Below are 26,153 nucleotides of genomic sequence, written 5' to 3'. Positions count from 1 at the left end.
GCTGCCGCCACTTACCGCGTGGTCTCTGATCCGTCCTGAGCGGCTCCCTCGGGTACGAGCCGTGTCTCGACGCCCACCACACCCTCCAGAGCACGGACGAGGCGCTCGGCGACCCAGATGAGCGAGGTGTCGGGGACGCGCCCGCGGAGCGTGACGACCCCGTCCCGCACGGACACGTGGATGGCGTGAGCGACCGCGGGGAACAGGTACGACACCACGGTGCGGCGGACTTCCTCCTCGATGTCCTCGTCCGAGCGCAGGAAGACCCTCAACAGGTCGCCTCGGCTGACGATGCCCGAAAGCCTGTCCTCGTCATCGACCACGGGAAGCCGCTTGACGTGCTCCTTCGCCATGATCCGGGCTGCCTGGGCCAAGGTGACGTCGGGGCGGACCGTGACAGCGGGCGTACTCATGAGCTCCTCAGCGGTCAGCGCCTCAGCCTTGGCCAGGACCGACCGGTGACGGATCCGGTCACGCCGGGTGAGTCCGTCGTCCCGGAACTCCTCCTTGGGCAGCAGGTCGGCCTCCGAGACGACACCGACCACACGCCCTTGCCCTGCCACGACCGGCACGGCACTGACCTGCCGCTGCTCCATGACCCGCACGATCTCCTTGAACCGCGCATCGCGCCCGACAGCCACCACGGAACGGGTCATCACATCGCTCACGATGTGCGGAGCATCAGGCATGGCATGGTCCTTCAGGGGCGCACCAGAGGAACTGCTCGGCCGCATGCCTCCAGCATCACCGCGCCCCAGCATGCCGCAATCCGGCCGAACGCCGCCCGATCCGGGGCCGTACGGGTAGGTCGCGGCGGTTCTCGGTCGATGCGACGGTATTCACAGGGGGTCTTTCGGTAGCGGCGCGCGCCGCGTGCCCGGTCGCCGTCGTCCCCCAACCGGTCCGAGGCCCGGCCGACGGGCTCGGTCCCGCTGCGGCCCCGGAGGAGAGGTGAGGGCGGCGGATGTCGGACTGGACGTGGGAGTGGACGGGCTACGACCCCGCTGCCGAGCGGTTGCGTGAATCGCTGTGCACGCTCGGAAACGGCTACTTCGCCACGCGGGGCGCGGTGCCCGAGTGCCGGGCGGGCCTGACGCATTACCCGGGAACCTACGCGGCCGGCTGCTACAACCGCCTGGAGTCGGCCCTGGCAGGACGCCAGGTGATCAACGAGGACCTGGTCAACCTCCCGAACTGGTTACTTCTCCGGTTCCGTCTGCGCCGCGCCGAGGGAGCGTGGGGCCCGTGGCTCTCCCCGGACGCACACGCCCTCCTGGACCACCGGCACACCCTGGACCTGCGCCGCGCCACGCTCACCCGTGCCTTCCGCCATCGCGGCGACGGGGCGGGCGTGCTCGGCGTCGAGCAGACCCGCCTGGTGCACATGGGGGACCCTCACCTGGGCGCGCTGCGGACGGTCTTCACCGTCGAGGACTGGTCGGGAGAGGTCGAGATCGAGTCCTGTCTCGACGGCGAGGTGATCAACGGCAATGTGCACCGTTATCGCGCTCTCAACCGCCGTCATGTGACCCATGTGCGGACGGGGGCGCAGGAGCCTCACACGGTCTGGCTGAGCTGCCGGACCAGCACATCGGACATCGCTGTGGCCCTGGCCGCCCGAACGACGGTCACAGCCGGCCCGGCTCCGGTCTCGTCGATGCTTCGCCCAGCCCGCCACCGCGCCGTCCACCGCCTGGTGGTCCCGATCGCTCCCCATTGTCCCGTCACCGTGGACAAGACCGTGGCGCTGCACACCTCGCGCGACACGGCCATCAGCGACCCACTGGGCGAAGCGGTCGACCGGGTGTCCACGGCAGCGGACTTCCCAGGCCTGCTGGACTCCCACGTCGCCGTGTGGGAGCGGTTGTGGCGACGGGCGGACATCCAGGTGCCCGGCGAAGCCGGTCGCATCCTGCGCTTCCACCTCTTCCACGTCCTGCAGACGCTGTCACCGCACACGGCGGACCTGGACGTGGGCGTCCCCGCGCGAGGACTCCACGGCGAGGCGTATCGCGGTCATGTCTTCTGGGACGAGCTCTTCGTCCTGCCGTATCTGAACCTGCACTTCCCGGAGGTCTCCAGGGGGCTGCTGGACTACCGCCACCGGCGTCTCCCGCGGGCCTGCCGGGCGGCGGCCGCGGTCGGCCGGGCCGGGGCGATGTATCCCTGGCAGAGCGGCAGCAACGGCCGCGAGGAGACCCAGGAGTGGCACCTCAATCCCCACTCGGGTCACTGGCTGCCCGACAACTCCCGGCTCCAGCACCACGTGGGCTCCGCGATCGCCTACAACGTGTGGCAGTACTGCGAGGCCACCGGTGACACCGAGTACCTGCACACCAAGGGCGCGGAGATGCTGCTGCAGATCGCCCGTTTCTGGGCGGACCTGGCCGTCTTCGACCCCGGCCTGGGACGCTACCGGATCCGCGGTGTCGTCGGCCCCGACGAGTACCACGACGGCTACCCGGATGCCGCCGTGCCGGGGCTGGACGACAACGCGTACACCAACGTCACCGCGGCCTGGGTCCTGACCCGCACCTTGGACCTCCTGCGCCGCCTCCCCGTGTGGCGCCGTGAGGAACTTTTCGAGCGCGTCCGGCTGGACGGCGGCGAGCTGCCCATGTGGGAGGAGATCTCACGTCGCCTGCGTGTGCCGTTCCACCAGGGGGTCATCAGCCAGTTCGAGGGCTACGACGGCCTCGCCGAACTCGACTGGGACGCCTACCGAACGCGCTACGGCGGCATCCGCCGACTGGACCGCATCCTCGAGGCCGAGGGCGACACGGTCAACCGCTACAAAGCGTCCAAGCAAGCCGACGTCCTCATGCTCGGCTACCTGTTCTCGCCCACCGAGCTGCGGCAGCTGTTCCTGCGCCTCGGATACGAGCTGGACGACGAGGTGTGGCGCAGAACCGTCGACTACTACCTGCAGCGCACCAGCCACGGCTCCACACTCAGCGGACTCGTCCACGGCCTGGTCCTGGCCAGGGCCAGACGAGCCGAGGCATGGCAGTACGTCCATGAGGCGCTGGAAGCGGACATCGCCGATATCCAGGGCGGTACGACCGGTGAGGGCATCCACCTCGGAGCCATGGGGGGCACCCTCGACCTGGTCCAGCGCGGCTTGACGGGTCTGGAGACACGCGAGGACGCTCTGTGGCTGGACCCGGTGCCTCTCCCTGCTCTCTCCGAGTACGGGTTCTCCCTTCGCTACCGCGGTCACTGGGGTGTCGGTGTACGACGCAGAAGCGAGCACCTGGAGATCTGTGTGCCCGAGTCGGAGGAGTCACCGATCCGTGTGGCGCTGGCCGACCGCACCGTGACCATCGCTCCTGGGGAGACGTGCACGCTCGTGCTGCCGTAATGAAGCGGAAGTATGGATTTGCGTGGATTATGACGACAGGGGGCTTGGCTGTACGGAGGAACGGCATGCTTGACAGAGCCCAGGACGCGCCACCAGGGGTCGACGCCGTCAAGGCGATCGGCACCGTGTCGAAGCACGACTACGAAACCGTGATCGAGCCGATCGTCGACGCCGCACGCAGGGAAGGCCGCCGTATCCGGCTCCTGTACGAGTTCGGCCCGGAATTCCGGTCGTTCACCCCCGCAGCCGGGTGGGAGGATTTCAAGGTCGGCATCGGCGCCCTGCGGCTGTTCGAGGGGTGCGCCGTCGTCACCGACATCGGCTGGATCCGGGAGTCGACGCGGTTCGCGAGTTTCCTGATGCCCTGCCCTGTACGCGTCTTCGGCGTACAGGATCGCGAGGAGGCCCTGAGCTGGCTCGTCTCACTGCCTGAAGGACCCGGGGTGTCCCACCAGCTCCTGTCCGACTCCAACGTGCTCGTGATCGAGGTCGAACAACCCCTGCGCACACCGGACTTCGAGGCACTGGCGCAGACAGCCGACAGTTGGCTCGAAAGCCACGACACGCTGGCCGGTGTCGTGGTGCACGCCCGCGCATTCCCGGGATGGGAGAACATCGGAAGCCTGCTCCGGCATGTACGTTTCGTCCGCGACCATCATCGGAAGGTCAGGAGGGTCGCGCTGGCGGCCGACAGCAAGTTCGCCGAGCTGGCACCGCACTTCGCGAAGCACTTCGTCCAAGCCGAAGTAAGGCAGTTCGGATACGCCGAGCTCGACGACGCCGTCGCCTGGGCCGCGAGCCCACCCGACCCCAGCCATGCCGACGCGGGCTGATCCTGGAGTGGCGGGAAGCCGTCAGCGATCCGCAAGCACATCAACCGCAGCGATGATGGCCTGCGACTCGCCCCAAGAGGCAAAGAGCACCAGCCCTCGCGGGTGGGAGGTGGGGCGGCCGTCCTTGAGGGCCCGGGCAGCGAGCGCGACGAGTGTGTGTGTCCGCCATAGCCCGGTCGGCGGATGCGATGATGTCGAACGGCGCCGGCGTCGATATGTTTCGCCAGACCTCGGGTCACCCTATCCGGCTGGGGTATCCGGAAGCCGACGAGCGACCCGGTAGGCGGCGATGAGAGCCGTGAGCTGAGGGTTGAACCCCTCGGCCTCTTGGAGGGCTGCGTCCGGCAGCGGATCGTCGGCGGCACAGCCGAGAGCCGGGCGACCGGCGAGGTGCCCGCACAGGGCGTCCAGGCGGTCGAGGAGGACGGCCATGCGCGCCTGCTCAGGGCTCAGCGACCGCAGCCAGGCAAGGCGTTCCACAGCCGTCTCAGGGCGCGGGGGCAGGCAGCGGCGGATCGCGTCGGCCCGCGCGGCAAGGGTGTTCCACACGGGCACGCGCAGCGTCGCGACCAGCACGTCGGGGACGGCTTCCACGGTAGGGGGCGTCATGTCCCCCACAATCGCAGCGGGCACTGACAACACGGCGCAGCCATGACACCACGTCAGCCGTCCGGGCAACGCGCTGTGATGCAGACGGGTCAGTCCGTGCGGTCAGGCGGGCTGCCACAGCTCGACCCGATTGCCTTCAGGATCGATGACCCAGCCGAATCGACCGACACCGTCCATGTCCTGCGTTTCTTCGGCCACGTCCGCTCCCTTGGCACGCAGTTGCGCGAGCATCGCATCCAGGTCGCGGACCCGGAAGTTGAGCATGGTTTGCTGGGCGCGGGATCCGAAGTAGTCGGTCTCGGACTCGAACGTCGCGAACACCGTCGGGTCGGCGGCCCGCATCAAGTAACCACCGATTCCAAGCACACGTTCCATGCCGCCATCTTGCCGGGACGGCAATCGGGCGGGCCGGCACCACACCATCGTCCGCTTCACCGCCGTCTGCGGCTGAGCGCTCTGGCTCGAAATGCTCAGTCGGACTCCGGCAGCACGAGCCAGATCTCGGAGAGGGAGAGGCCGTGCTCTCGACTCACCACCCCGCAGGGGCAGCCCAACGTGGCTCGACGCCAATCGCAGATCACGGTCCAGGGACCGTCCTTGCCTCCGCATTCTGGGCACTCGATGGTTACGGCTGTCCATACGCCCGTCGCAGGCCTGGTGTGGCGACGGAATCTACCCACGTATCGGGCCTGCCAGGGCTCAACCGGCGGCGTGAGCGGGACAGCGCCGGGCACGCACGTCGCGGCAAGGACGGTGAACAGTATGGTCAGGTCGGGAAGCAGGGCTTCGCCCGCTTCGGTCGGCGGCGCCGCGCCTTCCGTTGTCCCCGGCACGGTCACGTACCTCGGTGCTGCGGCTGCAACGGGTGGGTTCGGGGCAGCGTGCCAGGGCAGCAGGGCGCGGGCGACGGCGGCCAGGAGCGCGGCGGCAGGCGGGCTGACAGCACCGGCGTCCAGGTGGTGGACGGTAGTCCGCAGTATGCGTTGAAGCCGTCTGTCCCGGTCTGTCGCCCGGGTCCGCGCCGCTGTGCCCCGCCGGGCCGGGAGCGGGGCGGTGAGGCGGGCAAGGACAGCCACCGCCGCCTCGGCATCGGCCGACGACAGGCGCCACTCCTCTGCGCCTAGGAGCTGCCGGGCTCGCCCGACCTCCAGGGTGAGAGCGCGTGTCAACAAAGGGAGAGGGCTCGATGCTGCTGCCGGCCGACCGTACATACCTGCCACGCACCCCCTTCTCAACATTGAGCACGATGGCGTACGCGACGTCGGACGGATCAGCCCCACCCGCCCGGCGATTCTCCCAGTTCGCGACCGTTCCGATTCCCCTCCGGGACCAGCCTCGTGGAGGGGCTCATGTCGCTGTCCGTGCCGTAGAAGCGGCCCTGCTCGCACAGGGCGTCGATCTCGGCGCTCTCTTCCTCGCTCAGTTGCGCATCCAGCGCGACGCTGATGACGCGTCGGGCGCTCGCCAATCGCCGAGCGACATCCCAGTCGACGATGAATTGGCCGACGGTGTACTCGTCGGCGGTTCCGGATGCCTGACGGGATCCGAGTCGGTCGAGGGAAACCACGAACTCGTTCAAGTCCTGCAGGACTGCGACGACCTCATGGAGGGGCATGCGGATCTCTCGGGAGGACATGTCCATCGGCCGATTCAACTCCAGTGGTCGCACTCGGGCCCAGATCCTGACCCCGATCAGGCAGTGGCCGCAGGTCACAGCATAGGTCCTGCCCTCTGGCAGGACCTGTTCGATCTGTTGATGAGCAAGGGCGCTGGTGCTCGGGTTGGCAGCCTGTCGACGATCAAAGGCGGTCCTTCAACGCCGCGTATGCTCGCTCGACCTCGCCCAGGTACTGCCCGAGGCGGAAGCGAACCTCGTCGATGGCCCTGCCGTCGAGGCCCGGGTACATCAGGCTGGACCAGATGACTGTCTCGCCCCGGAGCTGGACCCGGATGGTCAGCCTGCCCGGCCCTGGGTCGGGCTGCTCCTCGGCCGCCACATCCACCATGCGCGGCATGTCCGCTGGATAGAGCGGTCCGCCTGGGCGGAGCAGCCACCTCGGGCCGAGGCCCGCCATGCTGCTGTCGCTGCGCGCTACCAAGTCGAGGCCATCGACGAAGAGGTACGTGTGCACGGCAGCACACACCGACGGCCCAGGACACGCGCTGATGAGCAGCGTACTCACCGCACCGTCGCTCTGCTTGTCGGGCACGGTGATCCTCAGCTCGCGCGGGGATCTACGTGGCATCCGCCTGATGTGACGTCATGGGCCGATCGTAGCGGCTTCGCCGCACCACTTCGGAAGACCGCTCATACGGATGATCGGATGAGAGTACCCGCCGGGAGGCTGAGCTCAACTCTTGGTGGGGTCGCGTGGCACCGTCGGGGCCCGACGGGACCGGTCGTGTGCGCCCCATTCCAGGGCTTCGGCGCAGTCGGGTGACGTCCGATTCGTGCTCAAGCGAGGCCGACTTCGACAAGATCAAGACGGTTCACGCAACCGTCATGCCAAGGGAGGCGGCGGCGTCCCGCCACGGTGCGAAACCGCCGCTCACCCTCCGTCCCAGCCCTTGTTTAACCTATCGAATATCGATAGATTCTAATCGCAACTCGATGGAAGGATGGGGTCGTGGGAAAGCTGACAGTGCGTGCGCTCCGCGCCGTGCTCGTGGTGGTGCTCGCCGGCACCGTGTTCGTACAGGCAGGGATGGTGTGGGCGTTGGCCGCCGACCCGGAGGACGGGTCGCTCCCGCTGACCCCGCTGCGCGTGATCACGATTTTGGGCATGGTGTCGGCCCAGGTCGCCCTGGTTTGCGTATGGCGGCTGGTGACGATGGTGCAACGCGGAACCGTGTTCTCCCACGCCGCCTTCCGGTACGTGGACGGCGTGATCGGCGCCTTCGTGGCGGCTGCCCTCCTGTGGTTCGCGGTCACGGCCATCAATGCGCCCGGCCAGCGGGACGACCCGGGCGTCACCGTCATCATGGGCGGGGTCGGCGTGGCCATCCTGGGGGTCGCGCTCATCGTGCTCGTGCTGCGGATGTTGCTCGCCCAGGCCGTCGCGCGCGATGTCGAAGCGGCGCAGATGCAGGCCGAGCTGGACGAGGTGATCTGATGCCGATCGTCGTCGACATCGACGTGATGCTGGCCAGGCGGAAAATGTCCGTGGGCGAACTCGCGGACCGCGTGGGGATCACGCCCGCCAACCTTGCGGTACTCAAGAACGGCCGCGCCAAGGCGGTGCGCTTCGCGACGCTCGCCGCGCTCTGCGAGGTACTCACGTGCCAGCCGGGCGACCTGCTGCGCTGGGAGGCCGAGGACGCCGCGGGCGGATGACGTGCCCCAGGGCGGGCGTGAAAGCGCCTGGCACCACATCGCTTCTTCAGGTGGTAGTCGCGGTTGGGGCCTTCGCGGAAGATGCTGGTCCGGGCGGACTGATGGAAGACTCGACGTAGGCGTCGGCTGTAGCGCTTGGGTCGGTGGAGGTTGTCGGTGCGGCGTCCGGAGTCCCGAGCAACGGGCACGAGGCCGACGACGGAGGCGAGGTGGCCTGCGTCGACGTAGGAGCCTAGATCACCGGCCGCGACGATGAACGCGGCGCCCAAGATGGGTCCACTCCCGCCAAGGATTCGATGAAGTGCGCCTGGGAGTGACGGCAGAAAGTCTGCCGGATCTGCCGGTCTATAAGCTTGATCCGATCGTCCAGGGTGAGTACCTGCGTGGCGATGTCCGCAACGTCCCGGCGGCGACATCTTGGCCCGTCAGCGTGGCGTGCTGAGTTCTGGCGGCCTGCCTGCATGGCTGTGACGGCAGCCGCCTCGGGGGTGCGGACGTTGCGTCCCTTGAGCCAGTGGGTGAGACGGGCTTGGCCGTGGCCGCGTAGGCTGCCACCGCCCGCCGAGCAGATCGCCGAGCGGACGGTCAGCAGCGTCGGCGGGTTCATGGTCGCCGGACAGCGCATCCAGCTCGGCCGCGGCTATGACCACCAGGTCGTCACCGCCCACCTGGACGAGAAAACGATCCGGGTCTTCCACGGCCAAGACCTGATCACCACCGTCCCGCGCGTGACCAGGAAGGAGGTGGTCGTCCGCAAGTCCGGCGAACACAACCGCCGGAAGATCGTCTAGGACAAGTGACCACCCGTGTTGATGTCAGCTGGTGATGTCAGACCGTGGGGTACTTCGTTCGGCAGAGGAGCGCGTACGAACTTGGTGCGTCGCTCGTCGCTCGCCCCCAGAGCACGGAAATTCCTTCGGGCTTCCGTGAGGCTCAGCCGGCCGTTGGGACCGCCCCGAACCCGGTCAGCATCGTCGTCGTCCTGGCCGTCATCCTCCCAGAAGCACACAGGGCAGATCTCGAAGCAGCCACGCTCATCGAGCGTCAGGAAGCCGCAGCAGGGACAGGGGCATGGGCCGTCCTCGGGCTTCCCATGGATGTTGACGAACGGAGTGACCACCACGGCATCCTGCCCTGCTGTGCGGCCAATCGCGAGCCAGTAGTGGGGGCTGTGTCTTGGGCTGGTATGCCTTTCGGCTGCGCTGATGGTCCGCGGATGTCCGTACTCGTCCGTGGCTGTGCTTCGGCGTTGCCACGCAGTCAGACACTCACTGCCGCCGCTGTTCATCGGCTTGCAGGAGCTTCGGAGATCTGTCGTGCCAACTCCTCGACGACCTGGGGCACAACATTCCGAGCGTCCTCGTCTTGCAGGGCTTCGGCGAGTGCCTGATGGACCTCCGCAAACGGCTGCCCCGCATGTGAGGTGCGGGTCCGGTCGACGGCCCGCTCGATCTTCGCAAGGTGGGCTGCTAGGAGTGGAATTGCCTTCTCGTACTCGCTGGGGTCCGTGGCCATGGGGTCAGCCGATCAGGACGGGGCGATGAGGTCAAGCGGCGGTGGGCCAGTAGCTTGGGAAGCTTGGGTTCTCTGACGGGGGTTGCTGCGCTGACCTTCAGCGGGGCGGTGTTGGAGCCCTGGGGGTACGCGTGGCCGGCGAACCCCAGAGGCGAGCTAACCCATTCGACACCGTCCGAGATCGTGGCACGATGTACGGCATGACGACGAACCGAAAGGTCCATGCCGCGTAGACGGCCAGGACGCATCCGGGCCGGCATTCCCCGCCACCGGACGCAAGAAGCAAGGCCGGACATCGACGGCTTGTCCTCGCGTGCAATGTCCGAGATCCTCCGTCTCGAACGCACCCGCAACTATCTGCAGTCAGGAGACGTCGGCGCGGCCATGCGCCTGTGGAAGGACTACGTCCACCGCCCTGAGCGTCAGCTGTGGCATGACTACGAGTGGGGCAACGTGCACTGGTACTGCTGCGGTAGTCCCCTCGAGGCCCGTGCTCTCCTCGATACCGTGATGCAGGCCATGTCACCTCGAAACGCGCGCGAACTTCGCCAGGTCGTCAGCCGGTTCGACGCCGTCTGGAACCAACCGTCACTGCCGTACGACCCGGGCGAAGGTTGAAGAACAAGCTACTAAGCTTGTAGTTGAGCTCTGTTTGGCGGCGGTACCTGCGGATGTCGTTGCAGAGCGGTGCATAGGATCGCCGCATGGCACTGCGACCTGTTCAGGTGAACATAAAGGCCCTTGATGGCTCGGCGGTCGGCCGGTTCTGGGCGGAGGCGCTCGGCTGGAGTGCGTACAGCCCCGGCGTGACCACCTACGTCGGACCCGCCGGCGGCCTCGTTTGGCCGGATCCGGTCGCCGTCTGCATCGACGTCGTTCCCGTCCCGGAACCCAAGACAACAACAAAGAACCGTGTGCACCTCGATCTCGCCACCACCTCTGCGGCCCATCAGGCGGAGTTGGTCGCACGCCTGAAGGCTCGTGGTGCGACGCCGGCCCAGGTGGGCCAGGGCAAAGTGCCGTGGACGGTCCTCGCCGACCCCGAGGGCAATGAGTTCTGCGTGCTGGAGCCTCGGGAGGTCTACCGGGACACCGGGCCGATCGCCGCGGTGGTGGTCGACTGCGCGGACCCGCGGGCCATGGCCCGGTTCTGGGGTGAGGCGATGGACTGGACGCTGCATGAGGTGACTGACGATCATGCGGTGTTGCGCTCCGCCAAGGGTGTCGGCCCGTACCTCGAGTTCCTCCGCACGCCCGACGTGAAGACCGTGCCGGACCGCGTCCATCTTGACCTGCTGCCGTACCCCGGTGACGACAAAGCAGCGGAAGTGGCCCGGCTGCGGGCCCTCGGTGCCACCGACCTCGACCTCGGCCAGGGCGATGTCCCGTGGACGTGCCTGGCCGATCCGGAGGGCCACGAGTTCTGCGTCCTCGCCCCGTCCTGACGCGGAGCCTTGGGCGACACCCCGACCCGTGAGCCGTGTGCGCTCATACGCCGTGTAGCCGGGTGGGTTGGGCTGCGGCGTCTCGGTCGATTCGGGCGGCGAGAGCTTGCGTGTCGGGGGCGAGATCAGCTCGCTCGCCGACCACAACACTCAACTCGCCTACCCAAGCGCTGAGTCACACTGACAACTGGTCGTGCCAGGTCTCAAGAGCACGCACTCATAGGACTTCGTCCCAGACGTCGCCGCCGTCAGCCCACGTCCGCAGCCATTTTCGTAGTGAGGCGGTCGCATGACGCAGGCCCTCGTGAGGGTTTTCACCAAAGGTGTAGCCGTCGGTGTCGTAAAGAAGCACTGGGTTGTCGACCGCGGTCAATGAGACATGCCACTCCATCGTGCAGCCTCCGTAGGTCAGGAAAAGCCATGACGGCGGCATGCCTTCTGACAGGCTGCGTTCGTGGACGCCGGCCGCGCACGGCCAGTCGCGGACGTGCCCTGGAGCCCGGTTGCCGTCGGTCAGGGAGGCAAGGCCGCTATCGGGTCCGAATCCTCCGTTGCCGACCTCGGTGTAGACACGCCGAAGCAGTTCGGGAAGGCGGCGTCCGATTCTGCGCTCTGCCTTATCGACCTCTGACAGGGAGATCGGCGGGAACAGCGGCCCGCGAGGAGCGTCGGCGTAGTAGTCGGTCACCTCCTCGGTCCCGGCCTTGAGCTGGACCGTCCCGTCACTGCCGTACGACACTATGTCGTCTCGATCCCGCGCCAACCGGAGCTTGCCATAACGCTCGACGATCCACGCGACAGGGACGTCCGCGTGGTCGAATCGCAGGCCCGGATCCCATGCGCGAGCCTGCAGCGCTTTGATCAACGCGTCGTCGTCCGCTTCTTCCCTGGGCTCAGGGTCGGGCTCTTGGCAGAGTGGCGCAGGTATGCGCTGAGGAGCAAGGGTCACGCGTCAGGAGCCTACAGCTGCACTTCGGCTTTCAGACGTGTGTGAGGAGGCGTTCCAGCGGCCGGGGAACGCTGTCAAGGCGCAGGTGCGTGACCAGCGCCTGCGCGTAGAGCGCCTTGCGGCCGCTGTGCGTACCCATGAAGCGGCGCAGCTGGTGTTCCACGGGCCGTTCCCGCTGTGCCGGCTGGCCCTGGAAAGTGCGGAAGGGGCGCATCTCGCCCTGGGCCTCGATCACCTGCTGCACGCCGTCGGCCCCGGCAGCGCGGATCAGCTCGTCCTCCAGGTCGGCGACGCACACATGGAACCCGAGTGTCTCCAGTTCGCCGTGCGGGAGATCGGACCCGAGCCCGACCCGCTCGAGATGACGCCGGAAATGCCGCTCCTCGCCGATGTCGTAAAGACCGGCCAGTGGAAGGCCGAGCCCAGGAGGGCCGCACACGTCCAGGAATCGCCCGATGTTCGTCGCGCCGCCGAGCGAAACCACCACGACGCCCTCTGCATCGAGGTCGCGGCCGTAGCGCGTGGCCAGCGCTTCGAGCGCTACCTGATCACTGGTCCCCTCGACGAGTACGATCGTCCGCACACCGCCACCGGCCAGTTCCCGTGCCACCTCGGCGGCCGCATCCGCCTCCGCTCCGCCGGCCGCCCACGCGGTCAGCGCCAGGCGGAATCGCCTCAACTCGTCCACGAGACCTCGCTTCACGTCGCCATCCTGGCACGGCCGAGATCCCGTTCGCACACACGTTTTTCCATCACACGTTTTCCGGGGGCGATGAGTCAAGACGTCGGAGGAGGTGCGGCTTCGGGTGAACGGTCAGGTTCGGATCAGGTTCGAGTGATCTGGTCCGTGGGGGGCACGCCCGCGCGTCACATGGATGACGGATCAGACCCTGCGCCAGGGCTGCGCCGTAGCCGATGTCGATCGCGCGCACGGCGTCGCCGCCCTGCCGGGCTGCCAGGGTTCCGGTGAGGACGCCGGGGACATAGTCGTAGCCGAAGGCGGGCAGCAGCACCGACCCCGTCTCGCGGGCACGGTCGTGGCAGCGGTCGTGCAGTGCGCGGACGAAGCCGACTTCGCCGGTCGAGTCGATGTAGTGTGCGCCGGCGTCGACGGCCGCCCGCGCCACGGGATGGCCGTAGCGTTCGAAGCGGCCGCCCCCCACCTGGCTCTCGCCCCGCACGTCCAGGGCTGGAGTCCTCGGCATGGACGGAGCCGATGCCGACCATGCCGTCGCGTCGGCGCAACGACTCCTTGCGACCTTGCTGCGACCGTACCGGGACAACGGCTGATCAAGCCCAGCGGCGCAGGCTTTCCGACGGCTCGGCGGGACGGCGTTTCCCGCGCCGTCCGGTCCCGTCCGAGGTCTAGGCTCGGCTCGTGGGGCAGCCGGAGCAGCGCGCCGAGGGCGCGGGACCGTTCACTACCAGGCTTTCTTGGCACCCTCCCGGTGGCGGCACCGCGGTGTGGGAATCTCGGATCGCGCGCCGGCGCGGAATGCTCGCCGTCCGTCAGCCCGGTGCGGCGGAGAGTCGGCCCACACGTGCGGATGCCGTTGCCATCGGCCGGCTGCGCAGACTCAATGTCATCGCGGCGACAGCCTTCGTCATCGGCGGGGCCCTCTTCGCCGCCGGCGCGGCCGTAGCCCAGTTCGGCTCAGGCGACGCCACCGAGTGCTCCTCCATCTACTTCGCGGGCGGCTTGTTCTTCAGCACCGGCGGCTACGTCTCGCTGCTTCAGGTGATCAACTCACCCCGCCACGTCGCTGGCGGCGAAGGCCGGCTGGTCACCTGTCGCTGGCGCTGGTGGAGCTACGAGCCGATGCGGGTGGACTGGCTGAGCGCGTTCGTCCTCTTCGCGGGCACGCTCGTCTTCGGCGTCTCGCTGCTGGACTCCTTCCTGCGGGGTCTGAGCGTCCAGCAGGTCAACCGGCTGATCTGGGCACCCGACCTGGTCGGCTGTGTGCTCTTCCTGGTCTCCGGGCACCTGGGCTTCGTCGAGATCTGCCACGGCCGGCTCTGTGCCCGCCCGCACAGCCTCGGCTGGTGGATCGTCGCCGTGAACCAGTTCGGGTCCGTCCTGTTCATGGTCTCGGCAATCGCCGCCTTCACCCGCCCCGCCACCGGAAGCCTGGTCAACGCCGGCATCGCCAACTGGGGCACCCTCATCGGCGCCCTGTGCTTCTCAATCGGCGGCCTCCTCCAACTCTGCGAACACCCTTAGGTGTCGGTGATCGGCGTCGGGACTGGTGAGCTCAGAGGTTGAGGTGTCGGGTATTCGCTGTCGGACAGCGCGTCGAGTAACTCAGAGCAGGGTCACGAGGTGCGTTTCTGCACTGTCGAAGCACACACTTCGCACGAGCCCGGCGAGGTCATGCGCGTGGTGGACGCGCAGGAGACCGCCGAGCAGGTGCGGCCCGCCGCGCCGTAGGCGGCCCGACCGGAGGTTCTGCCGACCCGACAGAGTGTCAGGTCCACTACGTCCGTGCCGAGGCCGCCGACGAAGGTGCGTCAGTGGTGGTGGCCGTGTCGGCCGAGGGTCTCCACAGGGGTCGCGCCGGGGCGGGTCCACTGCGGTACGGGTCGGCTGGTCGGGCCCCAGGTGGCGTTCCCCTCCGCGTCCGAGCGCCAGGACCAGCACGCGTTGCCGCCTTCGGGCCATCCCTCGGGGTTGTCCTCCCACGCCTCGCCGCGGCCGTAGGGCGTCATGTCGAGCAGGCCGAGGGCCCCGTTGACCCGCTCGTTGCCGCGGCCCGTCGTGGAGTAGGTGAGGAACACGCGGTCGCCCGCGCGCAGGAAGCAGGTGAGATGGCCCATGTCGCCGCCGACCGGCGCCTCCACGTCGCGCACCGAGTACCAGGGCTGGGTGTAGCCCATGAACTCGACGTAGGAGGCCACCTCGTCCCACCGGCCTGTGGTCAGGATGGCGAACGAGACGCCGCGGGCGTTGAGGTAGACGGCGTCCTTCAGGTGCCAGGCCGTGGTGGTGCAGCCCTCGCACTGCCCCTGGTGCGGCGCGCCGTCGTACCACATGTGCTTGTAGACCACGAGCTCGTCGCGGCCCTGGAACAGGTCCAGGAACGGGACCGGGCCGTCGGGTCCGACGACCTCGACCGTTCCGTCGAACTCCACCATCGGCAGTCGGCGGCGGGCCGCGGCGAGGGCGTCGCCCTCGTGGGTGTAAGCCTTCTCGCGGACCAGGAGCTCGTCACGGGCGGCCTGCCAGGTGCCCAGGTCGACGACGGGCGGGCGGCCGGGCAGCGCGGTGGTCGGGTCACTGGGCGTGGTCGTCATGGTGTCCTCCGTGGTGTCTCGTGCCGGGCAGCGTCGTACGCCGTCCTAAGACGGTCACCAGAAGAGACTTGCGACCCGGCCGGAACTCATCGCGGCAGGGGGCGTCCTCGGCCGAGCCTGTACGGATCACGTCGGGCTGACGAGTTCACGGACGCGCTCTGACCATGCGGTCGGGGTCCCCGCCGCGAAGCTGAGAGCCCGTATTACGTGCTCTCTCAGCCGGCGTGGAGGATCCGAAAGCGATCGGGTTCCGCCGGATCTCGGTCGACGACTTGGACCGGCGTCCAAGCCCATTGCCAAACGCTGATGCCTGGCGTGCGGGAGAACCGGATCTGCCCGCGGGTGCCCTCGACTGCAACGCGCGGCCAGGATTCGGCAGTGTGCGCCCGGTCCGGGCCGTGAGAACGCAGCACATCGGCGAGGACGGCGACCGTGTCGTACCCCTCGAAGGCGACGAAGGAGGGCGCTTCGGCCAGCCGCTCGCGGAGGGCCGTCTCGACTCGTGCGCCGAGTGGGCTGAGGCGCTCGGGCAGGTAGCGCAAGAACGGGATCGCGGTGCCGTCGTCGCCCAGCAACGTCGCCCATTCGGCGAACTCCGGTTGCCCGGCCGGAGCACCGATCATGATGTCGGCGAGGCGCTGGTCGCGGCGGACGGACTGGACGATCGGCACGGCCGGCTCCGGGTGGCCGACCAGAAGAAGGAGGGCTGTCGCGCGATGGTCGACGAGTTCGTCGCACACGGCCGCGGGGGCGAGCGCGCGCATGTCGAGTTCGATGACGGTGCCGCCGCGTGGAGCGAGGTAGTCCCGCAGAATGCGGGCCCCCGATGCCCAGTAGACACTCGGCTCGGCCGCTACGGCGATTCGGCTGTGGCCCGCACTGAGGAGGAAGTCCGCGTAGATCTGCCAGCCGTGGGATTGCGCCGGGGCGAGGCGCGCAACCCATTCCGTCGACTGTTCGGTGAGCGCGTCGAGGACCGCTGACGAGCAGAGGAACGGCAGACCGAGGGCGTCGGCCCTGGAGGCAGCGGCGCGAGCGACCACGCTGTGATACTCCCCCGCCAAGGCAGCCACGCCCAGGCGAGCCAATTCGTCTACGGCCGCCGCGGCCCTCCGAGGATCAGCCGCGGTGTCTCGGACCACCAGTTCGAGTGGTCTTCCGACGATCCCGCCGGCGTCATTGACTTCGCGAACGGCCAACTCCAGTCCAGCGAGCAAGTGTCGACCCGCCTCGACCCAGCCAGGCCGAGTCAGGGGAACGAGAGCGCCGATCTGGACCATGCCGGACATTGCATCCGCCACCATCGCCGACAGGCAACCGATTATTCCCGGTTGACTGGCACCACCGTACGGAGCCTGGGCGATGGCTCACCTACGGGAAAGCGCTCCCCCGAGTCGAGTGCATCAGGGATCATGAAGCATGCGCCCGGATGACTGGCACCTCACCGAAGACCTTGATGACTTTCTCGCCCGAGCCGGAGACTTCCTGCGTTCGCGACCCGCCCTGCACAACACGCCGCTGACGGTGATCGAGAGACTGAGAACGCGTGGGGCGGACGCATACGGCGCCGAAGCCACAGTCTTCGGCCACCTCGAGCACTCGGGCGAGGTTCGCGCAATCTTCTACCGCCTTGCGACCCGCCGCCTGACCCTCACCCCCCTCTCCCCCGAGCAGGCCGACACCCTCGCCGCCCACCTGGCCGGCCTCGGCCACTCCTTCTCCGGCGTCACCGCGGACCACGACACCGCCACCGCTTTCGCCGAGGCATGGCAGCGGCACACGGGCACAACGCCGGTACGTGACTGGCGAGGACGTCTCTACCGACTCGGCACGCTCACCCCGCCGGAGCCGCGCCCAGACGGCCGGGGTCGCGTCCTGGGCACGCAGCACCATGGGCAACTCATCCACTGGTGCAACGAGTTCGCCGCCGACGTCGGAGAGGCCCCCACCCTGGACACCGACACCTGGGCCAATTCGCGCTTCGCCGACAAGCACTTCACGTTCTGGGAGACCCCGGACGGCACTCCCGTCTCCATGGCCGGCTCGACTTCGATGGTCTGCGGCATGATCCGGGTCGACCCCGTCTACACCCCGGCCCACCTCCGGGGTCGCGGCTACGCGGGCGCCGTGACGGTCGAGGTGACCCGGGCCGCGCTGGCCGCAGGCGCGACGGACGTCGTCCTGTTCACGAACCCGGCCAACGCCACCAGCAACGCCCTCTACCAGCGCATCGGATACGTCCCGGTCGCCTACTTCACCGGGTACAACCTCTCCGACAACGCACCGGAAGCCGGTTAGGAGCACGACCGAGTCAGTGGTCGGCCACGAGTAACCGGTACCCGACGTCGAGGGTGTCGAGCGCGAGCAGCTCGGCGTGCTGTGTGTGCCAGCGGCCGGTCGCCAGGTCCTCCGCGAGGCGGGTCAGGCCGGGCGCGAGGGTGTCTTCGCCGGTCTGGGCGAGCATGGAGATTCCCGCGCGCACCCGCGGGTCGAGGTAGGCGCTGGGGCGGCGCCAATAGGCGGCGCCGAATCCGTCCGTGCAGTCATGGGGGATCCGGACCGGCTCTTGGCGCGCCCCGCCGAGCCGGTCGACCAGCTGGTCGGTCGGGGTGGCGCGGGTGTCGTCGAACGCGGCTGCCTGCGGGAGGTAGTCCCGCACGAGCCAGAACCGTTCACGGAAGATGTGCTGGTCCCACGTCAGGATGACGATGCGGCGGCGGGCGACCCTGCGCAGCTCGCCGATTCCGGCTGCGAGGTCGGACCAGTGGTGGACGGTCAGCAGGGCCATCACGGCATCGGCGGCATTGTCGCGCAGCGGGAGGTGTTCTGCGACCGCCTGCACGGCAGGCGCGGATCCCGACGGGCGCTGGGCGATCATGACCTGGCTGGGTTCGACCGCGAGGGCCGTCTGCGGCGGTTCGTAAGAGCCGGTACCCGCACCGACGTTGATCACGTCGGTCACGTTCCCGAGTGCGGCGTGAACCTGCGCGGCGATCCGCGGATCAGGCTGTCGTGTCCGGGCGTACGTTGCGCCGATCGAGTCATAGGTGGCCATGCCGACCAGTATGCGAAACAGGTACGGTTCCACGCCTGTCCGTCTGCGCGTGAAGTCGCCTTCCTTCCAGGGAAGTTCGAAGATGCTCGTTGGATCCGCGGCTTGGTGCCGACTTCTACTTCTACAAACAGGGATCAACTCGCGTCCCTGCACGGTAATCTCGGCGTGGTGAACGCTCCCGCCCCCATTGGTCCACCGGAGGTCCTCGCGGCGCTTGGTGTGTCCTTCTGGCTGCATGAGCATCCTGACGTGATCAGGCCCGTGGAAGTGTGCACTGCGTTGGGCGTTCCACTGGAGCGGACCGTCAAGACACTGGCATTCGTCACATCCGAGGACCGCCTGCTGCTGGCAGCGCTGCCCGGACATGCACGGCTCCGGTACGGCGCCCTCGCCCGCGCGGCCGGGATCCGCCGGGGCGACCTGTCCCCCGCCGACGCCGGGCGGCTGGCGCGGGCAGGAATGCAGCCGGGCGGGGTGTGCCCGGTGTCCGCGGACCGGGCTGCGGTGGTGGTGTTCGACGAGTCCGTCAGCAGCCTGGGGCGTGTGCACTGCGGCAGCGGCCGGCCCGACAGCAGTATCGAGATCGAAGCGGCGGAGCTCATGGCCGCCGTTCCGGCAGCCAGGACGGCACCGATCGCCGACCTCCCGGCGGACAAACCGGCATGACATGACCATCCGCGACGCCACGCTCTCGGACTCCGACGACATCTACCGTCTGCTCAGCGGCTTCGTGACGAGCTACGCGCCCGACCGGGCCGTCTTCGACGACGTCACGTTCCCCCGGATCATCGAGGCCGCCGCCGGCGGCAGAGCCGAGTTCCTCGTCGCCGAGCAGGACTCGAGCGTGGTCGGGTACCTGCTCGCACTGCGCACGCCCACCCTCTTCGCCGGTGGAACGATCCTCGAACTGCTGGAACTCACCGTGGACACGCCCGCGCGTGGCCGCGGTACGGGTTCCGCGCTGATCCGGGCAGCGCAGGCAAGGGCCCGAGAGGCAAAGGACGTCGAGGTGACCGTGCCGACCCGCAGGGCGGCCGACTTCTATCGCGGTCTGGGGTTCCACGAGACCGCCGTTCATCTCAAGTGGTCCACCACATGCTGGTCAACAACGCCTGAGTCCTGACTGACAGCCACCTGCGATCCCGCCCGACACCGGCGCGTCGGGCGGAAAGCCGGGCTGCACCGCTGTCAGGAGCCGACACTGGAGACGTGGCGGGCCAACTCGGCGGCCAGCCGTCGCATGACCGTGCGGTTGGTGCGCCGCATCGTGGCCCGGACGACTGGTGCCAGCAGACGGTCGGCGAGAGGGGCGCGTACCCAGGCGTACGTGAACGAGACGCGGCTCCCACCGGTTTGCAGCGGTTCGATGGTGTAGGTGCCGTGCGCCAGGCGCCGACCGGCCGCGCTGACGTTGCGTTCGACGATGCGCAGCGGTGGGTCGGCTTCGACGACCTCGATGATGACGTCGGTCTTCGTGCCGGCCAGCGCGGCGGTGACCGTGGCACCCGATCCGACGCCGCGGCTGGGGCCGCTGTAGCGCCAGTGGGTCAGGTAGTGGCTGGTGAATCGCTCGTGGTGAGCCATGACATCGAGGAAGTCGTAGACCTGCTCGGGCGTCTGCGGTACGTCGATGGACACGGTGACAGACTGCATGTACCACACGGTACATTCGTCATGTACCGATCGGTACACTCGCGACGTGGTGAATGACGCGGTGGATGACGTGGTGAATGCGGATGACTCGCGCCCTGCAGACCAGGCCGCGCACGGCACGGGTGGGGACCGACGTGCACGGCTGGTGGACGCGGCCGTCGACCACGTCGCAGCACACGGCATCGCGGACCTGAGCCTGCGCCGCCTGGGCGCCGCGATCGGCGTCAGTCACCGCATGCTGATCCACTACTTCGGCTCCAAGGAACAGCTGCTCGTCGAGATCGTCAGGACGTCGGAGCGGCGCCAGCGCGATCTGCTGTCCCAGCTTCGACTGGAACCCGGTCTCTCACCCGCCGATGCCGCGCGGCGACTGTGGCAGCAGCTGACAGACCCCGGGCTGGCCGGTCAGGAGCGGCTGTTCTTCGAGATCTGCGGCCACGCGCTGCGGGGCCGCCCCGAGGCCGTCCCGGTGCTCGAAGGGCTCGTGACGGACTGGCTGGAGCCGCTCGCGGCCGCCGAGATGGCCGCTGGGGCGAATCCTGCCACGGCCCGCAATCGCGCCAGGCTGGGGCTTGCCACCGTCCGCGGCCTGTTGCTCGACCTGCTCGCCACCGGTGACCGCGCCGGCGTCGACGCGGCGATGGAGGAGTTCCTCCGGCTGTGCTACGGCTCGGAGTCCTCAGTAGCGACGTGAAGGCAATGCGATCCCGCTCACCAGTCGTCCCGACCATGACGACGCTCGTCGACCACCCAGAAGCTGGCCAAGGTGCGGGGGGGCGTGAGTGTCACGGGCACGCCGAAGGCTTCGTCATGGGGCCCAACCACGGCGACGGGAGCACCGCTGTCGCAGACGGAACCGTCGAACACCTCGACGGCACGACGGCTGTCGTTGCGGACGTTCAAGGACGTGGCGTCGTTCAGAAGGACCACGGTGATGCAGTCACCCGGGTGGCTGCTGTACGTCCGCTCGTTGATCTGGATCCGGCCTTCCTCCTCCTCGTGGCCCCTGTTGCGCTCGTTGTTACGGCCGGCGTTACCCACATTGCCGGCAATCCCCCCGACGCCGATGACGCCCTCATTGCCCTTTCCGGCACTGGTGCCGCCAACGACACCGGCGCCACCGATGACGCCGGTGCCGCCAATGACGCCAGTGCCGCCAACATTGCCGGTGCCGCCAACATTGCCGGTGCCGCCAACGTTGCCGGTGCCGCCAACATTGCCAGTGCCGGTGCCACCGCCGGCGATGACGCCGGGAGCGCCGCCAGTGCCGGTGTCGGGGCCGGGAACGCCGCCAGTACCAGCGTCGGTGTCCGTGTCCGTGCCCGTGCCCGCGCCCGTGCCGAGGAAAGACTCGGTGGGGGTATCCGGTTGCTGGGCCGCCGGCGCATGGGCGATCGGAGGGTGGGCGGCCGGCGCGTGGGCTGCCGGTGCATGGGTGGTCGGCCCGGAGTAGGCCGAGGCGTAGGTGATGCCGCCCGCGGCCAGGGCCACGGCGGCCGCGGTGACAGCGGTGGACCGGGTCTTGCGCATGCAACTTCTCCCGTCTGAGAAGGGTCGGCCGGGGCAGTCGGCACGGGACTCAACGCACTCACTATCTCCATGGCCGCCCTATCGCACATACCGGAAAAATGCGCCCAGGGGGCCGAACGAGGGATCGGGGCCTACCCACCCGCCCCGTTGAATGCACATCAAATTCCATGAAAGGAAGGGGAGTTACGCCGAAATGAATCCGGATCATGATTATCTGATTTATCGTCACCCATTCGGCAGCGAACGGCTGCGCAAGGAGCTGAGCGGCTGTCAGAGAACGAGACGCCTCGCGGACACGGTCATGCCCCGATCAGCGGCGACCAGACGCTTCGCAACCGGGCCATTGCCGCAAGGCGCTACCAGATCAGGCACCAGTAAGGGCCGGCCTGCCCGGTGCCCACCGCTGCTAGGCCTCCTGGTAGCAATGCCGGATCCGGCTGGCCGACGGCCGACAGCGAGCAGGCAGGGTCGCCGACCACTTTGGCGGCAGCCATGCGCTGAGCAGCGGCCACTGCGACCGGACTCGTGTACCACCGTGTCGACGGCGCCGTCAGCCGTGCCGGAGGCGATGAGGACGCTGAGGGGGACGGCGGTGACGAGGGTGTCGGCCGTACCGGAGGTGATGACGGTGGTGACGGGGACAGCGGCGATGACGGCGGTGACGCGGGTGTGGTCTTCGGTGCTGTCGTCGCCGACGGCCTGGGGGCCGAGGGCTGCCTCCGTGTCGCCTCCGGCTTGGGTGGGGGCGACGGGGCGGCTGTCGTCGTGCCCGGCGTCGGCTGGGGCCGGCTGGGCGACGGCGCCGACTGCCGGGGCGTGGGGCTCGCCGTAGGCGTCGGCGTGGGTGTAGGCGTCGGCGTAGGTGTCGGCGTGGGCTGTGTCATGCCCGACGGCGGCGGGCGGGACGTGCCGTGGTCCGGCGTCACCAACGCCCAGACGCCGATGCCGCCGAGGATGAGTACGGCGGCACCGCCCGCGATCCACGGGGCCCGACGGCGCCGGCGTCGATGACGGTTCATGGTTCCTACTGTCCGAAAGCGGCCGCAGTACCGCCACTCGGGCTCCGGCCTTCGGCCTTCCGGGTGATGCCGGCAAAACGACCCCCGAGCCGGTCACCGGCCAGGAAGCGTGTTGATGTCGATGACGGCGCGCTGGAGGTCGCCCTGCGGCCGGTGGCCCAGGTCGTCGATCGACACGATGTTCATGTTGCGGGCGAGTTCAGGCGCCCGCCAGTCCGTCCTCAGCTTGGTGACCAGCTGGGGGTTCAGACCATTGGCGAGGTACATGAGGTAGTTGTCCCGGACAGAAGCCGGGAAGAACGGCGAGAGCAACCTGATCAGGAAGAGCTGGGGTATCTGCAGGTCCGGCTGGACGATGCTCGACAGCACGAAGAACCGGCCGGCGTCCGTCCCGGGGTCACGGGCGAGGGCCGCCTGGTTGAGGGACAGCGTCTGGTCGTAGATCTGCTGGGGCGGGCTGCCGTTGAAGAACGCCTTGAGGATCTCCCACCAGGACGGGTCTCCTGCCGGGTAGCTGCCGCGGTCGGAGACGCTGTCCGCGTGCCAGGCCCAGGGCTGGTCGACCACCGCCGAGGAGTCGACGAGCACGACGTTCTTCCTGGCCTTCACGAAGTCACGGTAGGTGGAAGCCGGGGACAGCTCGGTCCGCAGGGCGACACGGGAGCCGAACAGGTCCCGCAACCTGGTCACCGGCTCCGCGGCGTCGGTGCCCGCCGGAACGGCCGCCGACACACTGATGATGACGACTTCCGAAAGGTGCTCGTCGATCCAGCGCTTGAGGGAGGCCGCCTCGCCCGAGGCATCGTCGAAGAACAGTCCTCCCATCGGGGCACTGTGGAAGGTCCTCCACTGCCCACCCTCGAAGCACAGCCGCAGATCGAGGTAGCGGGCGCCCTCGTTGAGCTGGTCGGTGAGGCTGTCGCTCTGGGCTCGCGAGATGCTGGCGGCCAGCCGCGAGTCGAGCTTGGCGACGTTGTAGGACCAGCCGCTGGTGCACAGGGCGGGGTCGGCCGGGATGCTCCAGCTGCCGGAGTCGTGGCTGCCGGGCATCGCGATCCGGTTGAGCGGCTGGTTGTCGAGGTAGCCGTGCATGTCGCCCATCCATCGCGACAGGTCCACCGTCGCGGCCGAGGCCCGACCGGCCGGGGCCGCCTGTGCGGGGCCGCTGCCGGTCACCATGGCCGCGACAGCAAGGATCAGGGCAACCGGACCGGCCGCCGAACGCCGTAAGCCAGTGCCGTCCGTTCCACGTCTCATCTTCGTACGCCCTCCTTGGGGGAAGAGGCCGAGGTCGGGCACAGAGGGTAGAGGGCGGCCGATGCGATGCCCAGTCAGCGGTTGTCACAGATGACCGCGAGAGGCGGCGTGGAGGGCATCTGATCCGATCTGATCCGATCAGGCGACCGTAAGGACGATCTTGCCGGTAGTGCGACCCTGCTCGCCGATCTCGTGCGCCTTCATGGCCTCCTCCAGCGGCAGGACCGTCTCGACCACCGGCCGCAGCGCACCCTGCTCCACCAGAGCGGCGATCTCGCGCAGGCCCAGGTGGTCCGGCTCGACCAGGACCCACGCCGCCTGTACCCCGGCCTGGGCGGCGGGTACGTCGTCCGGGCCGGGCAGGGTGATCAGCCGGCCGCCGGCCCTGAGCACCTTCAGGGAGCGCTCGGCCGTCTCGCCGCCGAGCCCGTCCAGCACCACGTCGATGTCGCCCACGACGTCCTCGAACCGGACCGACCGGTAGTCGACCACCTCATCCGCGCCCAGCCGGCGCACCAGGTCGTGCTTGCCGGCGCTGGCCGTGCCGATCACGTACGCGCCGCGGGCCTTGGCGATCTGCACCGCGAGGTGGCCCACTCCGCCGGCCGCGGCGTGCACGAGCACCCGCTCGCCGGGACGCACGTGGGCCGCGTCCACCAGGGCCTGCCAGGCGGTCAGCGCGGCGAGCGGCAGCGCCGCCGCCTCCACGTGGGACAGGCCCGCCGGCTTCGGGGCGAGATGCCGGGCCGGTGCCACCACGTACTCGGCGTAGCCGCCCGCCTGGCGCGGGAACAGCGGCATCCCGAAGACCTCGTCACCGACCTGGAACACCCCCACGCCGGGCCCGACGGCCTCGACCGTGCCGGACACGTCCCAGCCCACCACCGGCACGGCGCCCCACTCGATCAGGGCACCGCTGGCACGGGTCTTCCAGTCCACCGGGTTCACCCCGGCCGCGTGCACCCGCACCAGGACCTCACCCAGTCCCGGCGCGGGGCGCTCGACCTCGCGCTCGACCAGGCTCTCGGGTCCGCCCCACTGCTCCACGACCACCGCACGCATGCTGTCCGCCTCGCTCTTTCGTCTCGATCGGCTCGTCGCCGGGACGTCCCCGGCGCGACGCAGTCCACGATCCGGCACCCCGGCCCGCCATGGTGTTGGCCGTTTGGCCACTATGTGACAGGATCTGGCCATGAGCGATGTGCGGGGGCCGATCATGGAGGACGAGCGGAACCGGTCGGAGCAGACGCCCCGGCGGCACCGGATCGCCGTCCTCGCCCTGCCCGGCGTCCCGCCCTTCGAGCTCGGCATCCCCTCCCGTGTCTTCGGCAGCGTGCAGGACGCCGAGGGTCGCCCGCTCTACGACGTCACCGTCTGCACCGCCGACGGCGCCCCCGTGCCCAGTGACGCCGGTTTCACCGTGCAGCCCGCCGCCGGACCCGAGGCGCTGGCCGCCGCGGACACCGTGATCCTCCCGCCCACCCACGCCATGCCCGAACTGGGCCAGGGTGGCCCCCTGCCCCCCGAGGTGACCGCCGCCATCGCCGGCATCCGCCCCGGCACCCGACTCGTGTCCATCTGCACCGGGTCCTACGTGCTCGCCGCAGCCGGACTCCTCGACGGCCGGCCGGCCACCACCCACTGGAACCTGGCCCCGGAGTTCCGCCGCGCCTACCCCAACGTCAAGGTCGACGAGGACGTCCTCTTCGTCGACGACGGCGACGTACTCACCTCCGCCGGAGTCGCCGCCGGCGTCGACCTGTGCCTGCACATGATCCGCCGCGACCACGGTGCCGCCGCCGCCAACCGGGCCGCCCGCATGTGCGTCGTACCTCCCTGGAGAGACGGCGGACAAGCCCAGTACATCGATCGCCCCGTCCCCGAGCCCACCACCGCCAGCACCACCGCCACCCGCGCCTGGGCCCTCGAACACCTCGACGAACCACTGCCCCTCACCCAGCTCGCCGAGCACGCCCGGATGAGCCTGCGCACCTTCACCCGCCGGTTCCGCGACGAGGTCGGTATGACGCCGGTGCAATGGCTCACCGCACAACGCCTGGAACTCGCCAAGCAACTGCTGGAAACCACCGACCTGCCGATCGACCTGATCGCGCACCGGGCCGGCTTCGGCACCGCCAACTCCCTGCGTGCGCACATGAGAACGGCCTTCGGGGTCTCACCCGCCACCTATCGCCGCACCTTCAATGCCAACGATCCCGACCCGGCACCCGTGCTTCGGCCTCGAGCGCAGGGGCGACAGCCCTGAAACGCCACGGGTTTCGACTCTCCAGCCGACCCGCAA

30 protein-coding genes and 2 pseudogenes are annotated in these 26,153 nt (G+C 68.9%); 14 read left to right on the top strand and 18 right to left on the bottom strand.

Going from position 1 to position 26,153, the window contains the following annotated elements; all coding sequences use genetic code 11:
• Positions 1-11: 11 nt before the first annotated feature.
• Positions 12-689 (bottom strand): CBS domain-containing protein, encoded by a 678-nt coding sequence (locus ACFY3C_RS08855; protein WP_386577340.1) that lies wholly within the window; start codon positions 687-689, stop codon positions 12-14.
• A gap of 275 nt (positions 690-964) precedes the next feature.
• Between ACFY3C_RS08855 and ACFY3C_RS08850 the strand changes: the two genes are divergently transcribed.
• Entirely contained in the window at positions 965-3,361 is a 2,397-nt protein-coding gene (locus tag ACFY3C_RS08850; RefSeq protein WP_390770281.1) for a glycoside hydrolase family 65 protein, read from the top strand.
• A 65-nt stretch (positions 3,362-3,426) separates the two neighbouring features.
• Positions 3,427-4,194 carry an STAS/SEC14 domain-containing protein gene (locus ACFY3C_RS08845; RefSeq protein ID WP_390770280.1) on the top strand — a complete coding sequence of 256 codons (768 nt, stop codon included), beginning with the start codon at positions 3,427-3,429 and terminating at the stop codon, positions 4,192-4,194.
• A 240-nt stretch (positions 4,195-4,434) separates the two neighbouring features.
• On the opposite strand, the gene ACFY3C_RS08840 is transcribed toward ACFY3C_RS08845, so the two are convergent.
• From ACFY3C_RS08840 to ACFY3C_RS08825, 4 genes are all read right to left on the bottom strand, one after another.
• The gene (locus ACFY3C_RS08840) at positions 4,435-4,803 is read right to left on the bottom strand and encodes a hypothetical protein (protein WP_386577343.1); all 369 of its coding nucleotides are present in this window, start codon (positions 4,801-4,803) and stop codon (positions 4,435-4,437) included.
• A 102-nt stretch (positions 4,804-4,905) separates the two neighbouring features.
• Positions 4,906-5,178, bottom strand: a complete 273-nt coding sequence (locus ACFY3C_RS08835) for a VOC family protein (protein ID WP_390770279.1) — start codon at positions 5,176-5,178, stop codon at positions 4,906-4,908.
• A gap of 895 nt (positions 5,179-6,073) precedes the next feature.
• Positions 6,074-6,445 (bottom strand): hypothetical protein, encoded by a 372-nt coding sequence (locus ACFY3C_RS08830; RefSeq protein ID WP_390770278.1) that lies wholly within the window; start codon positions 6,443-6,445, stop codon positions 6,074-6,076.
• Positions 6,446-6,602: 157 nt separating this feature from the next.
• Entirely contained in the window at positions 6,603-7,013 is a 411-nt protein-coding gene (locus tag ACFY3C_RS08825; RefSeq protein ID WP_390770277.1) for a hypothetical protein, read from the bottom strand.
• A 417-nt stretch (positions 7,014-7,430) separates the two neighbouring features.
• On the opposite strand from ACFY3C_RS08825, the gene ACFY3C_RS08820 reads away from it, so the two are divergent.
• Both ACFY3C_RS08820 and ACFY3C_RS08815 read left to right on the top strand, forming a co-directional pair.
• On the top strand, positions 7,431-7,916 hold the full coding sequence (locus ACFY3C_RS08820) for a DUF2975 domain-containing protein (RefSeq protein ID WP_390770276.1): 486 nt from the start codon (positions 7,431-7,433) through the stop codon (positions 7,914-7,916).
• A complete protein-coding gene (locus ACFY3C_RS08815) occupies positions 7,916-8,137 on the top strand; it encodes a helix-turn-helix transcriptional regulator (protein ID WP_317441155.1) in 222 nt (73 codons plus the stop codon). The genes ACFY3C_RS08820 and ACFY3C_RS08815 overlap by 1 nt, the downstream gene beginning before the upstream one ends.
• A gap of 125 nt (positions 8,138-8,262) precedes the next feature.
• On the opposite strand, the pseudogene ACFY3C_RS08810 reads toward ACFY3C_RS08815, so the two are convergent.
• Positions 8,263-8,553 (bottom strand): annotated as a pseudogene (locus ACFY3C_RS08810) (transposase); the annotation flags it as partial.
• Between the two features lie 96 nt (positions 8,554-8,649).
• On the opposite strand from ACFY3C_RS08810, the pseudogene ACFY3C_RS08805 reads away from it, so the two are divergent.
• Positions 8,650-8,928 (top strand): annotated as a pseudogene (locus ACFY3C_RS08805) (IS481 family transposase); the annotation flags it as partial.
• Here ACFY3C_RS08805 and ACFY3C_RS08800 read toward each other — a convergent pair.
• Positions 8,925-9,425 carry a CPCC family cysteine-rich protein gene (locus ACFY3C_RS08800; RefSeq protein WP_390770275.1) on the bottom strand — a complete coding sequence of 167 codons (501 nt, stop codon included), beginning with the start codon at positions 9,423-9,425 and terminating at the stop codon, positions 8,925-8,927. The pseudogene ACFY3C_RS08805 and the gene ACFY3C_RS08800 sit on opposite strands and share 4 nt — an antisense overlap.
• The gene (locus ACFY3C_RS08795; protein WP_390770274.1) at positions 9,422-9,652 is read right to left on the bottom strand and encodes a hypothetical protein; all 231 of its coding nucleotides are present in this window, start codon (positions 9,650-9,652) and stop codon (positions 9,422-9,424) included. Before ACFY3C_RS08795 ends, ACFY3C_RS08800 begins: the two co-directional genes overlap by 4 nt.
• 318 nt (positions 9,653-9,970) lie before the next feature.
• Here ACFY3C_RS08795 and ACFY3C_RS08790 point away from each other — a divergent pair, with 318 nt between their 5' ends.
• Positions 9,971-10,270 carry a hypothetical protein gene (locus ACFY3C_RS08790; protein WP_390770273.1) on the top strand — a complete coding sequence of 100 codons (300 nt, stop codon included), beginning with the start codon at positions 9,971-9,973 and terminating at the stop codon, positions 10,268-10,270.
• A gap of 86 nt (positions 10,271-10,356) precedes the next feature.
• Positions 10,357-11,097, top strand: coding sequence for a VOC family protein (locus tag ACFY3C_RS08785; RefSeq protein ID WP_386577352.1), 741 nt, complete (start codon positions 10,357-10,359; stop codon positions 11,095-11,097).
• Positions 11,098-11,314: 217 nt separating this feature from the next.
• Here ACFY3C_RS08785 and ACFY3C_RS08780 read toward each other — a convergent pair whose 3' ends face one another.
• The 3 genes from ACFY3C_RS08780 to ACFY3C_RS08770 form a co-directional block, all read right to left on the bottom strand.
• Positions 11,315-12,046, bottom strand: coding sequence for an SMI1/KNR4 family protein (locus ACFY3C_RS08780; RefSeq protein WP_390770272.1), 732 nt, complete (start codon positions 12,044-12,046; stop codon positions 11,315-11,317).
• Positions 12,047-12,077: 31 nt separating this feature from the next.
• Positions 12,078-12,734, bottom strand: coding sequence for a TOPRIM nucleotidyl transferase/hydrolase domain-containing protein (locus ACFY3C_RS08775; RefSeq protein ID WP_390770271.1), 657 nt, complete (start codon positions 12,732-12,734; stop codon positions 12,078-12,080).
• 64 nt (positions 12,735-12,798) lie between these two features.
• Positions 12,799-13,251 carry a hypothetical protein gene (locus tag ACFY3C_RS08770; RefSeq protein ID WP_390770270.1) on the bottom strand — a complete coding sequence of 151 codons (453 nt, stop codon included), beginning with the start codon at positions 13,249-13,251 and terminating at the stop codon, positions 12,799-12,801.
• Positions 13,252-13,424: 173 nt separating this feature from the next.
• Between ACFY3C_RS08770 and ACFY3C_RS08765 the strand changes: the two genes are divergently transcribed.
• Positions 13,425-14,267: a hypothetical protein gene (locus ACFY3C_RS08765; RefSeq protein ID WP_390770269.1), complete on the top strand. Its 843-nt coding sequence runs from the start codon at positions 13,425-13,427 to the stop codon at positions 14,265-14,267.
• Between the two features lie 287 nt (positions 14,268-14,554).
• Here ACFY3C_RS08765 and ACFY3C_RS08760 read toward each other — a convergent pair whose 3' ends face one another.
• Both ACFY3C_RS08760 and ACFY3C_RS08755 read right to left on the bottom strand, forming a co-directional pair.
• Positions 14,555-15,337, bottom strand: a complete 783-nt coding sequence (locus ACFY3C_RS08760; protein ID WP_390770268.1) for a DUF899 family protein — start codon at positions 15,335-15,337, stop codon at positions 14,555-14,557.
• Positions 15,338-15,552: 215 nt separating this feature from the next.
• Positions 15,553-16,626, bottom strand: a complete 1,074-nt coding sequence (locus ACFY3C_RS08755) for an ABC transporter substrate-binding protein (protein ID WP_390770267.1) — start codon at positions 16,624-16,626, stop codon at positions 15,553-15,555.
• Between the two features lie 130 nt (positions 16,627-16,756).
• Here ACFY3C_RS08755 and ACFY3C_RS08750 point away from each other — a divergent pair, with 130 nt between their 5' ends.
• Positions 16,757-17,635, top strand: coding sequence for a GNAT family N-acetyltransferase (locus tag ACFY3C_RS08750; RefSeq protein WP_390770266.1), 879 nt, complete (start codon positions 16,757-16,759; stop codon positions 17,633-17,635).
• 13 nt (positions 17,636-17,648) lie between these two features.
• Here ACFY3C_RS08750 and ACFY3C_RS08745 read toward each other — a convergent pair whose 3' ends face one another.
• Positions 17,649-18,392, bottom strand: coding sequence for a class I SAM-dependent methyltransferase (locus tag ACFY3C_RS08745; protein ID WP_390770265.1), 744 nt, complete (start codon positions 18,390-18,392; stop codon positions 17,649-17,651).
• A gap of 168 nt (positions 18,393-18,560) precedes the next feature.
• On the opposite strand from ACFY3C_RS08745, the gene ACFY3C_RS08740 reads away from it, so the two are divergent.
• Positions 18,561-19,058: an aminoacyl-tRNA deacylase gene (locus tag ACFY3C_RS08740; RefSeq protein ID WP_390770264.1), complete on the top strand. Its 498-nt coding sequence runs from the start codon at positions 18,561-18,563 to the stop codon at positions 19,056-19,058.
• Position 19,059: 1 nt separating this feature from the next.
• Positions 19,060-19,515 (top strand): GNAT family N-acetyltransferase, encoded by a 456-nt coding sequence (locus ACFY3C_RS08735; protein WP_390770263.1) that lies wholly within the window; start codon positions 19,060-19,062, stop codon positions 19,513-19,515.
• Positions 19,516-19,580: 65 nt separating this feature from the next.
• Here ACFY3C_RS08735 and ACFY3C_RS08730 read toward each other — a convergent pair whose 3' ends face one another.
• On the bottom strand, positions 19,581-20,045 hold the full coding sequence (locus ACFY3C_RS08730; RefSeq protein ID WP_390770262.1) for an SRPBCC family protein: 465 nt from the start codon (positions 20,043-20,045) through the stop codon (positions 19,581-19,583).
• Between ACFY3C_RS08730 and ACFY3C_RS08725 the strand changes: the two genes are divergently transcribed.
• Positions 20,044-20,739, top strand: coding sequence for a TetR/AcrR family transcriptional regulator (locus tag ACFY3C_RS08725; protein WP_390770261.1), 696 nt, complete (start codon positions 20,044-20,046; stop codon positions 20,737-20,739). The genes ACFY3C_RS08730 and ACFY3C_RS08725 overlap by 2 nt on opposite strands.
• Positions 20,740-20,756: 17 nt before the next feature.
• Here ACFY3C_RS08725 and ACFY3C_RS08720 read toward each other — a convergent pair whose 3' ends face one another.
• Positions 20,757-21,575 (bottom strand): hypothetical protein, encoded by an 819-nt coding sequence (locus ACFY3C_RS08720; protein ID WP_390770260.1) that lies wholly within the window; start codon positions 21,573-21,575, stop codon positions 20,757-20,759.
• A gap of 525 nt (positions 21,576-22,100) precedes the next feature.
• Here ACFY3C_RS08720 and ACFY3C_RS08715 point away from each other — a divergent pair.
• The gene (locus tag ACFY3C_RS08715; RefSeq protein ID WP_390770259.1) at positions 22,101-22,586 is read left to right on the top strand and encodes a hypothetical protein; all 486 of its coding nucleotides are present in this window, start codon (positions 22,101-22,103) and stop codon (positions 22,584-22,586) included.
• A 101-nt stretch (positions 22,587-22,687) separates the two neighbouring features.
• Here ACFY3C_RS08715 and ACFY3C_RS08710 read toward each other — a convergent pair whose 3' ends face one another.
• Together ACFY3C_RS08710 and ACFY3C_RS08705 are read right to left on the bottom strand one after the other, a co-directional pair.
• A complete protein-coding gene (locus ACFY3C_RS08710; RefSeq protein ID WP_390770258.1) occupies positions 22,688-23,851 on the bottom strand; it encodes a hypothetical protein in 1,164 nt (387 codons plus the stop codon).
• Between the two features lie 138 nt (positions 23,852-23,989).
• Positions 23,990-24,913 (bottom strand): NADP-dependent oxidoreductase, encoded by a 924-nt coding sequence (locus ACFY3C_RS08705; RefSeq protein WP_390770257.1) that lies wholly within the window; start codon positions 24,911-24,913, stop codon positions 23,990-23,992.
• A gap of 154 nt (positions 24,914-25,067) precedes the next feature.
• Here ACFY3C_RS08705 and ACFY3C_RS08700 point away from each other — a divergent pair, with 154 nt between their 5' ends.
• Positions 25,068-26,117 carry a GlxA family transcriptional regulator gene (locus ACFY3C_RS08700; RefSeq protein ID WP_386577464.1) on the top strand — a complete coding sequence of 350 codons (1,050 nt, stop codon included), beginning with the start codon at positions 25,068-25,070 and terminating at the stop codon, positions 26,115-26,117.
• The last annotated feature ends 36 nt before the right edge of the window (positions 26,118-26,153 follow it).

The sequence above is a fragment of the Streptomyces sp. NPDC001410 genome (genome assembly GCF_042895235.1).
Taxonomy (GTDB): domain Bacteria; phylum Actinomycetota; class Actinomycetes; order Streptomycetales; family Streptomycetaceae; genus Streptomyces.
This window is presented reverse-complemented; position numbering and strand designations above follow the sequence as displayed.

Excerpts from the sequence above, each read along its gene's own strand:
- ACFY3C_RS08855 (WP_386577340.1), bottom strand. The coding sequence starts at position 689 with ATGCCTGATGCTCCGCACATCGTGAGCGATGTGATGACCCGTTCCGTG.
- ACFY3C_RS08850 (WP_390770281.1), top strand. The coding sequence starts at position 965 with ATGTCGGACTGGACGTGGGAGTGGACGGGCTACGACCCCGCTGCCGAG.
- ACFY3C_RS08845 (WP_390770280.1), top strand. The coding sequence starts at position 3,427 with ATGCTTGACAGAGCCCAGGACGCGCCACCAGGGGTCGACGCCGTCAAG.
- ACFY3C_RS08840 (WP_386577343.1), bottom strand. The coding sequence starts at position 4,803 with ATGACGCCCCCTACCGTGGAAGCCGTCCCCGACGTGCTGGTCGCGACG.
- ACFY3C_RS08835 (WP_390770279.1), bottom strand. The coding sequence starts at position 5,178 with ATGGAACGTGTGCTTGGAATCGGTGGTTACTTGATGCGGGCCGCCGAC.
- ACFY3C_RS08830 (WP_390770278.1), bottom strand. The coding sequence starts at position 6,445 with ATGGACATGTCCTCCCGAGAGATCCGCATGCCCCTCCATGAGGTCGTC.
- ACFY3C_RS08815 (WP_317441155.1), top strand. The coding sequence starts at position 7,916 with ATGCCGATCGTCGTCGACATCGACGTGATGCTGGCCAGGCGGAAAATG.
- ACFY3C_RS08800 (WP_390770275.1), bottom strand. The coding sequence starts at position 9,425 with ATGAACAGCGGCGGCAGTGAGTGTCTGACTGCGTGGCAACGCCGAAGC.
- ACFY3C_RS08795 (WP_390770274.1), bottom strand. The coding sequence starts at position 9,652 with ATGGCCACGGACCCCAGCGAGTACGAGAAGGCAATTCCACTCCTAGCA.
- ACFY3C_RS08790 (WP_390770273.1), top strand. The coding sequence starts at position 9,971 with ATGTCCGAGATCCTCCGTCTCGAACGCACCCGCAACTATCTGCAGTCA.
- ACFY3C_RS08785 (WP_386577352.1), top strand. The coding sequence starts at position 10,357 with ATGGCACTGCGACCTGTTCAGGTGAACATAAAGGCCCTTGATGGCTCG.
- ACFY3C_RS08770 (WP_390770270.1), bottom strand. The coding sequence starts at position 13,251 with ATGCCGAGGACTCCAGCCCTGGACGTGCGGGGCGAGAGCCAGGTGGGG.
- ACFY3C_RS08760 (WP_390770268.1), bottom strand. The coding sequence starts at position 15,337 with ATGACGACCACGCCCAGTGACCCGACCACCGCGCTGCCCGGCCGCCCG.
- ACFY3C_RS08755 (WP_390770267.1), bottom strand. The coding sequence starts at position 16,626 with ATGTCCGGCATGGTCCAGATCGGCGCTCTCGTTCCCCTGACTCGGCCT.
- ACFY3C_RS08750 (WP_390770266.1), top strand. The coding sequence starts at position 16,757 with ATGCGCCCGGATGACTGGCACCTCACCGAAGACCTTGATGACTTTCTC.
- ACFY3C_RS08745 (WP_390770265.1), bottom strand. The coding sequence starts at position 18,392 with ATGGCCACCTATGACTCGATCGGCGCAACGTACGCCCGGACACGACAG.
- ACFY3C_RS08735 (WP_390770263.1), top strand. The coding sequence starts at position 19,060 with ATGACCATCCGCGACGCCACGCTCTCGGACTCCGACGACATCTACCGT.
- ACFY3C_RS08725 (WP_390770261.1), top strand. The coding sequence starts at position 20,044 with ATGTACCACACGGTACATTCGTCATGTACCGATCGGTACACTCGCGAC.
- ACFY3C_RS08730 (WP_390770262.1), bottom strand. The coding sequence starts at position 20,045 with ATGCAGTCTGTCACCGTGTCCATCGACGTACCGCAGACGCCCGAGCAG.
- ACFY3C_RS08720 (WP_390770260.1), bottom strand. The coding sequence starts at position 21,575 with ATGCGCAAGACCCGGTCCACCGCTGTCACCGCGGCCGCCGTGGCCCTG.
- ACFY3C_RS08710 (WP_390770258.1), bottom strand. The coding sequence starts at position 23,851 with ATGAGACGTGGAACGGACGGCACTGGCTTACGGCGTTCGGCGGCCGGT.
- ACFY3C_RS08705 (WP_390770257.1), bottom strand. The coding sequence starts at position 24,913 with ATGCGTGCGGTGGTCGTGGAGCAGTGGGGCGGACCCGAGAGCCTGGTC.
- ACFY3C_RS08700 (WP_386577464.1), top strand. The coding sequence starts at position 25,068 with ATGGAGGACGAGCGGAACCGGTCGGAGCAGACGCCCCGGCGGCACCGG.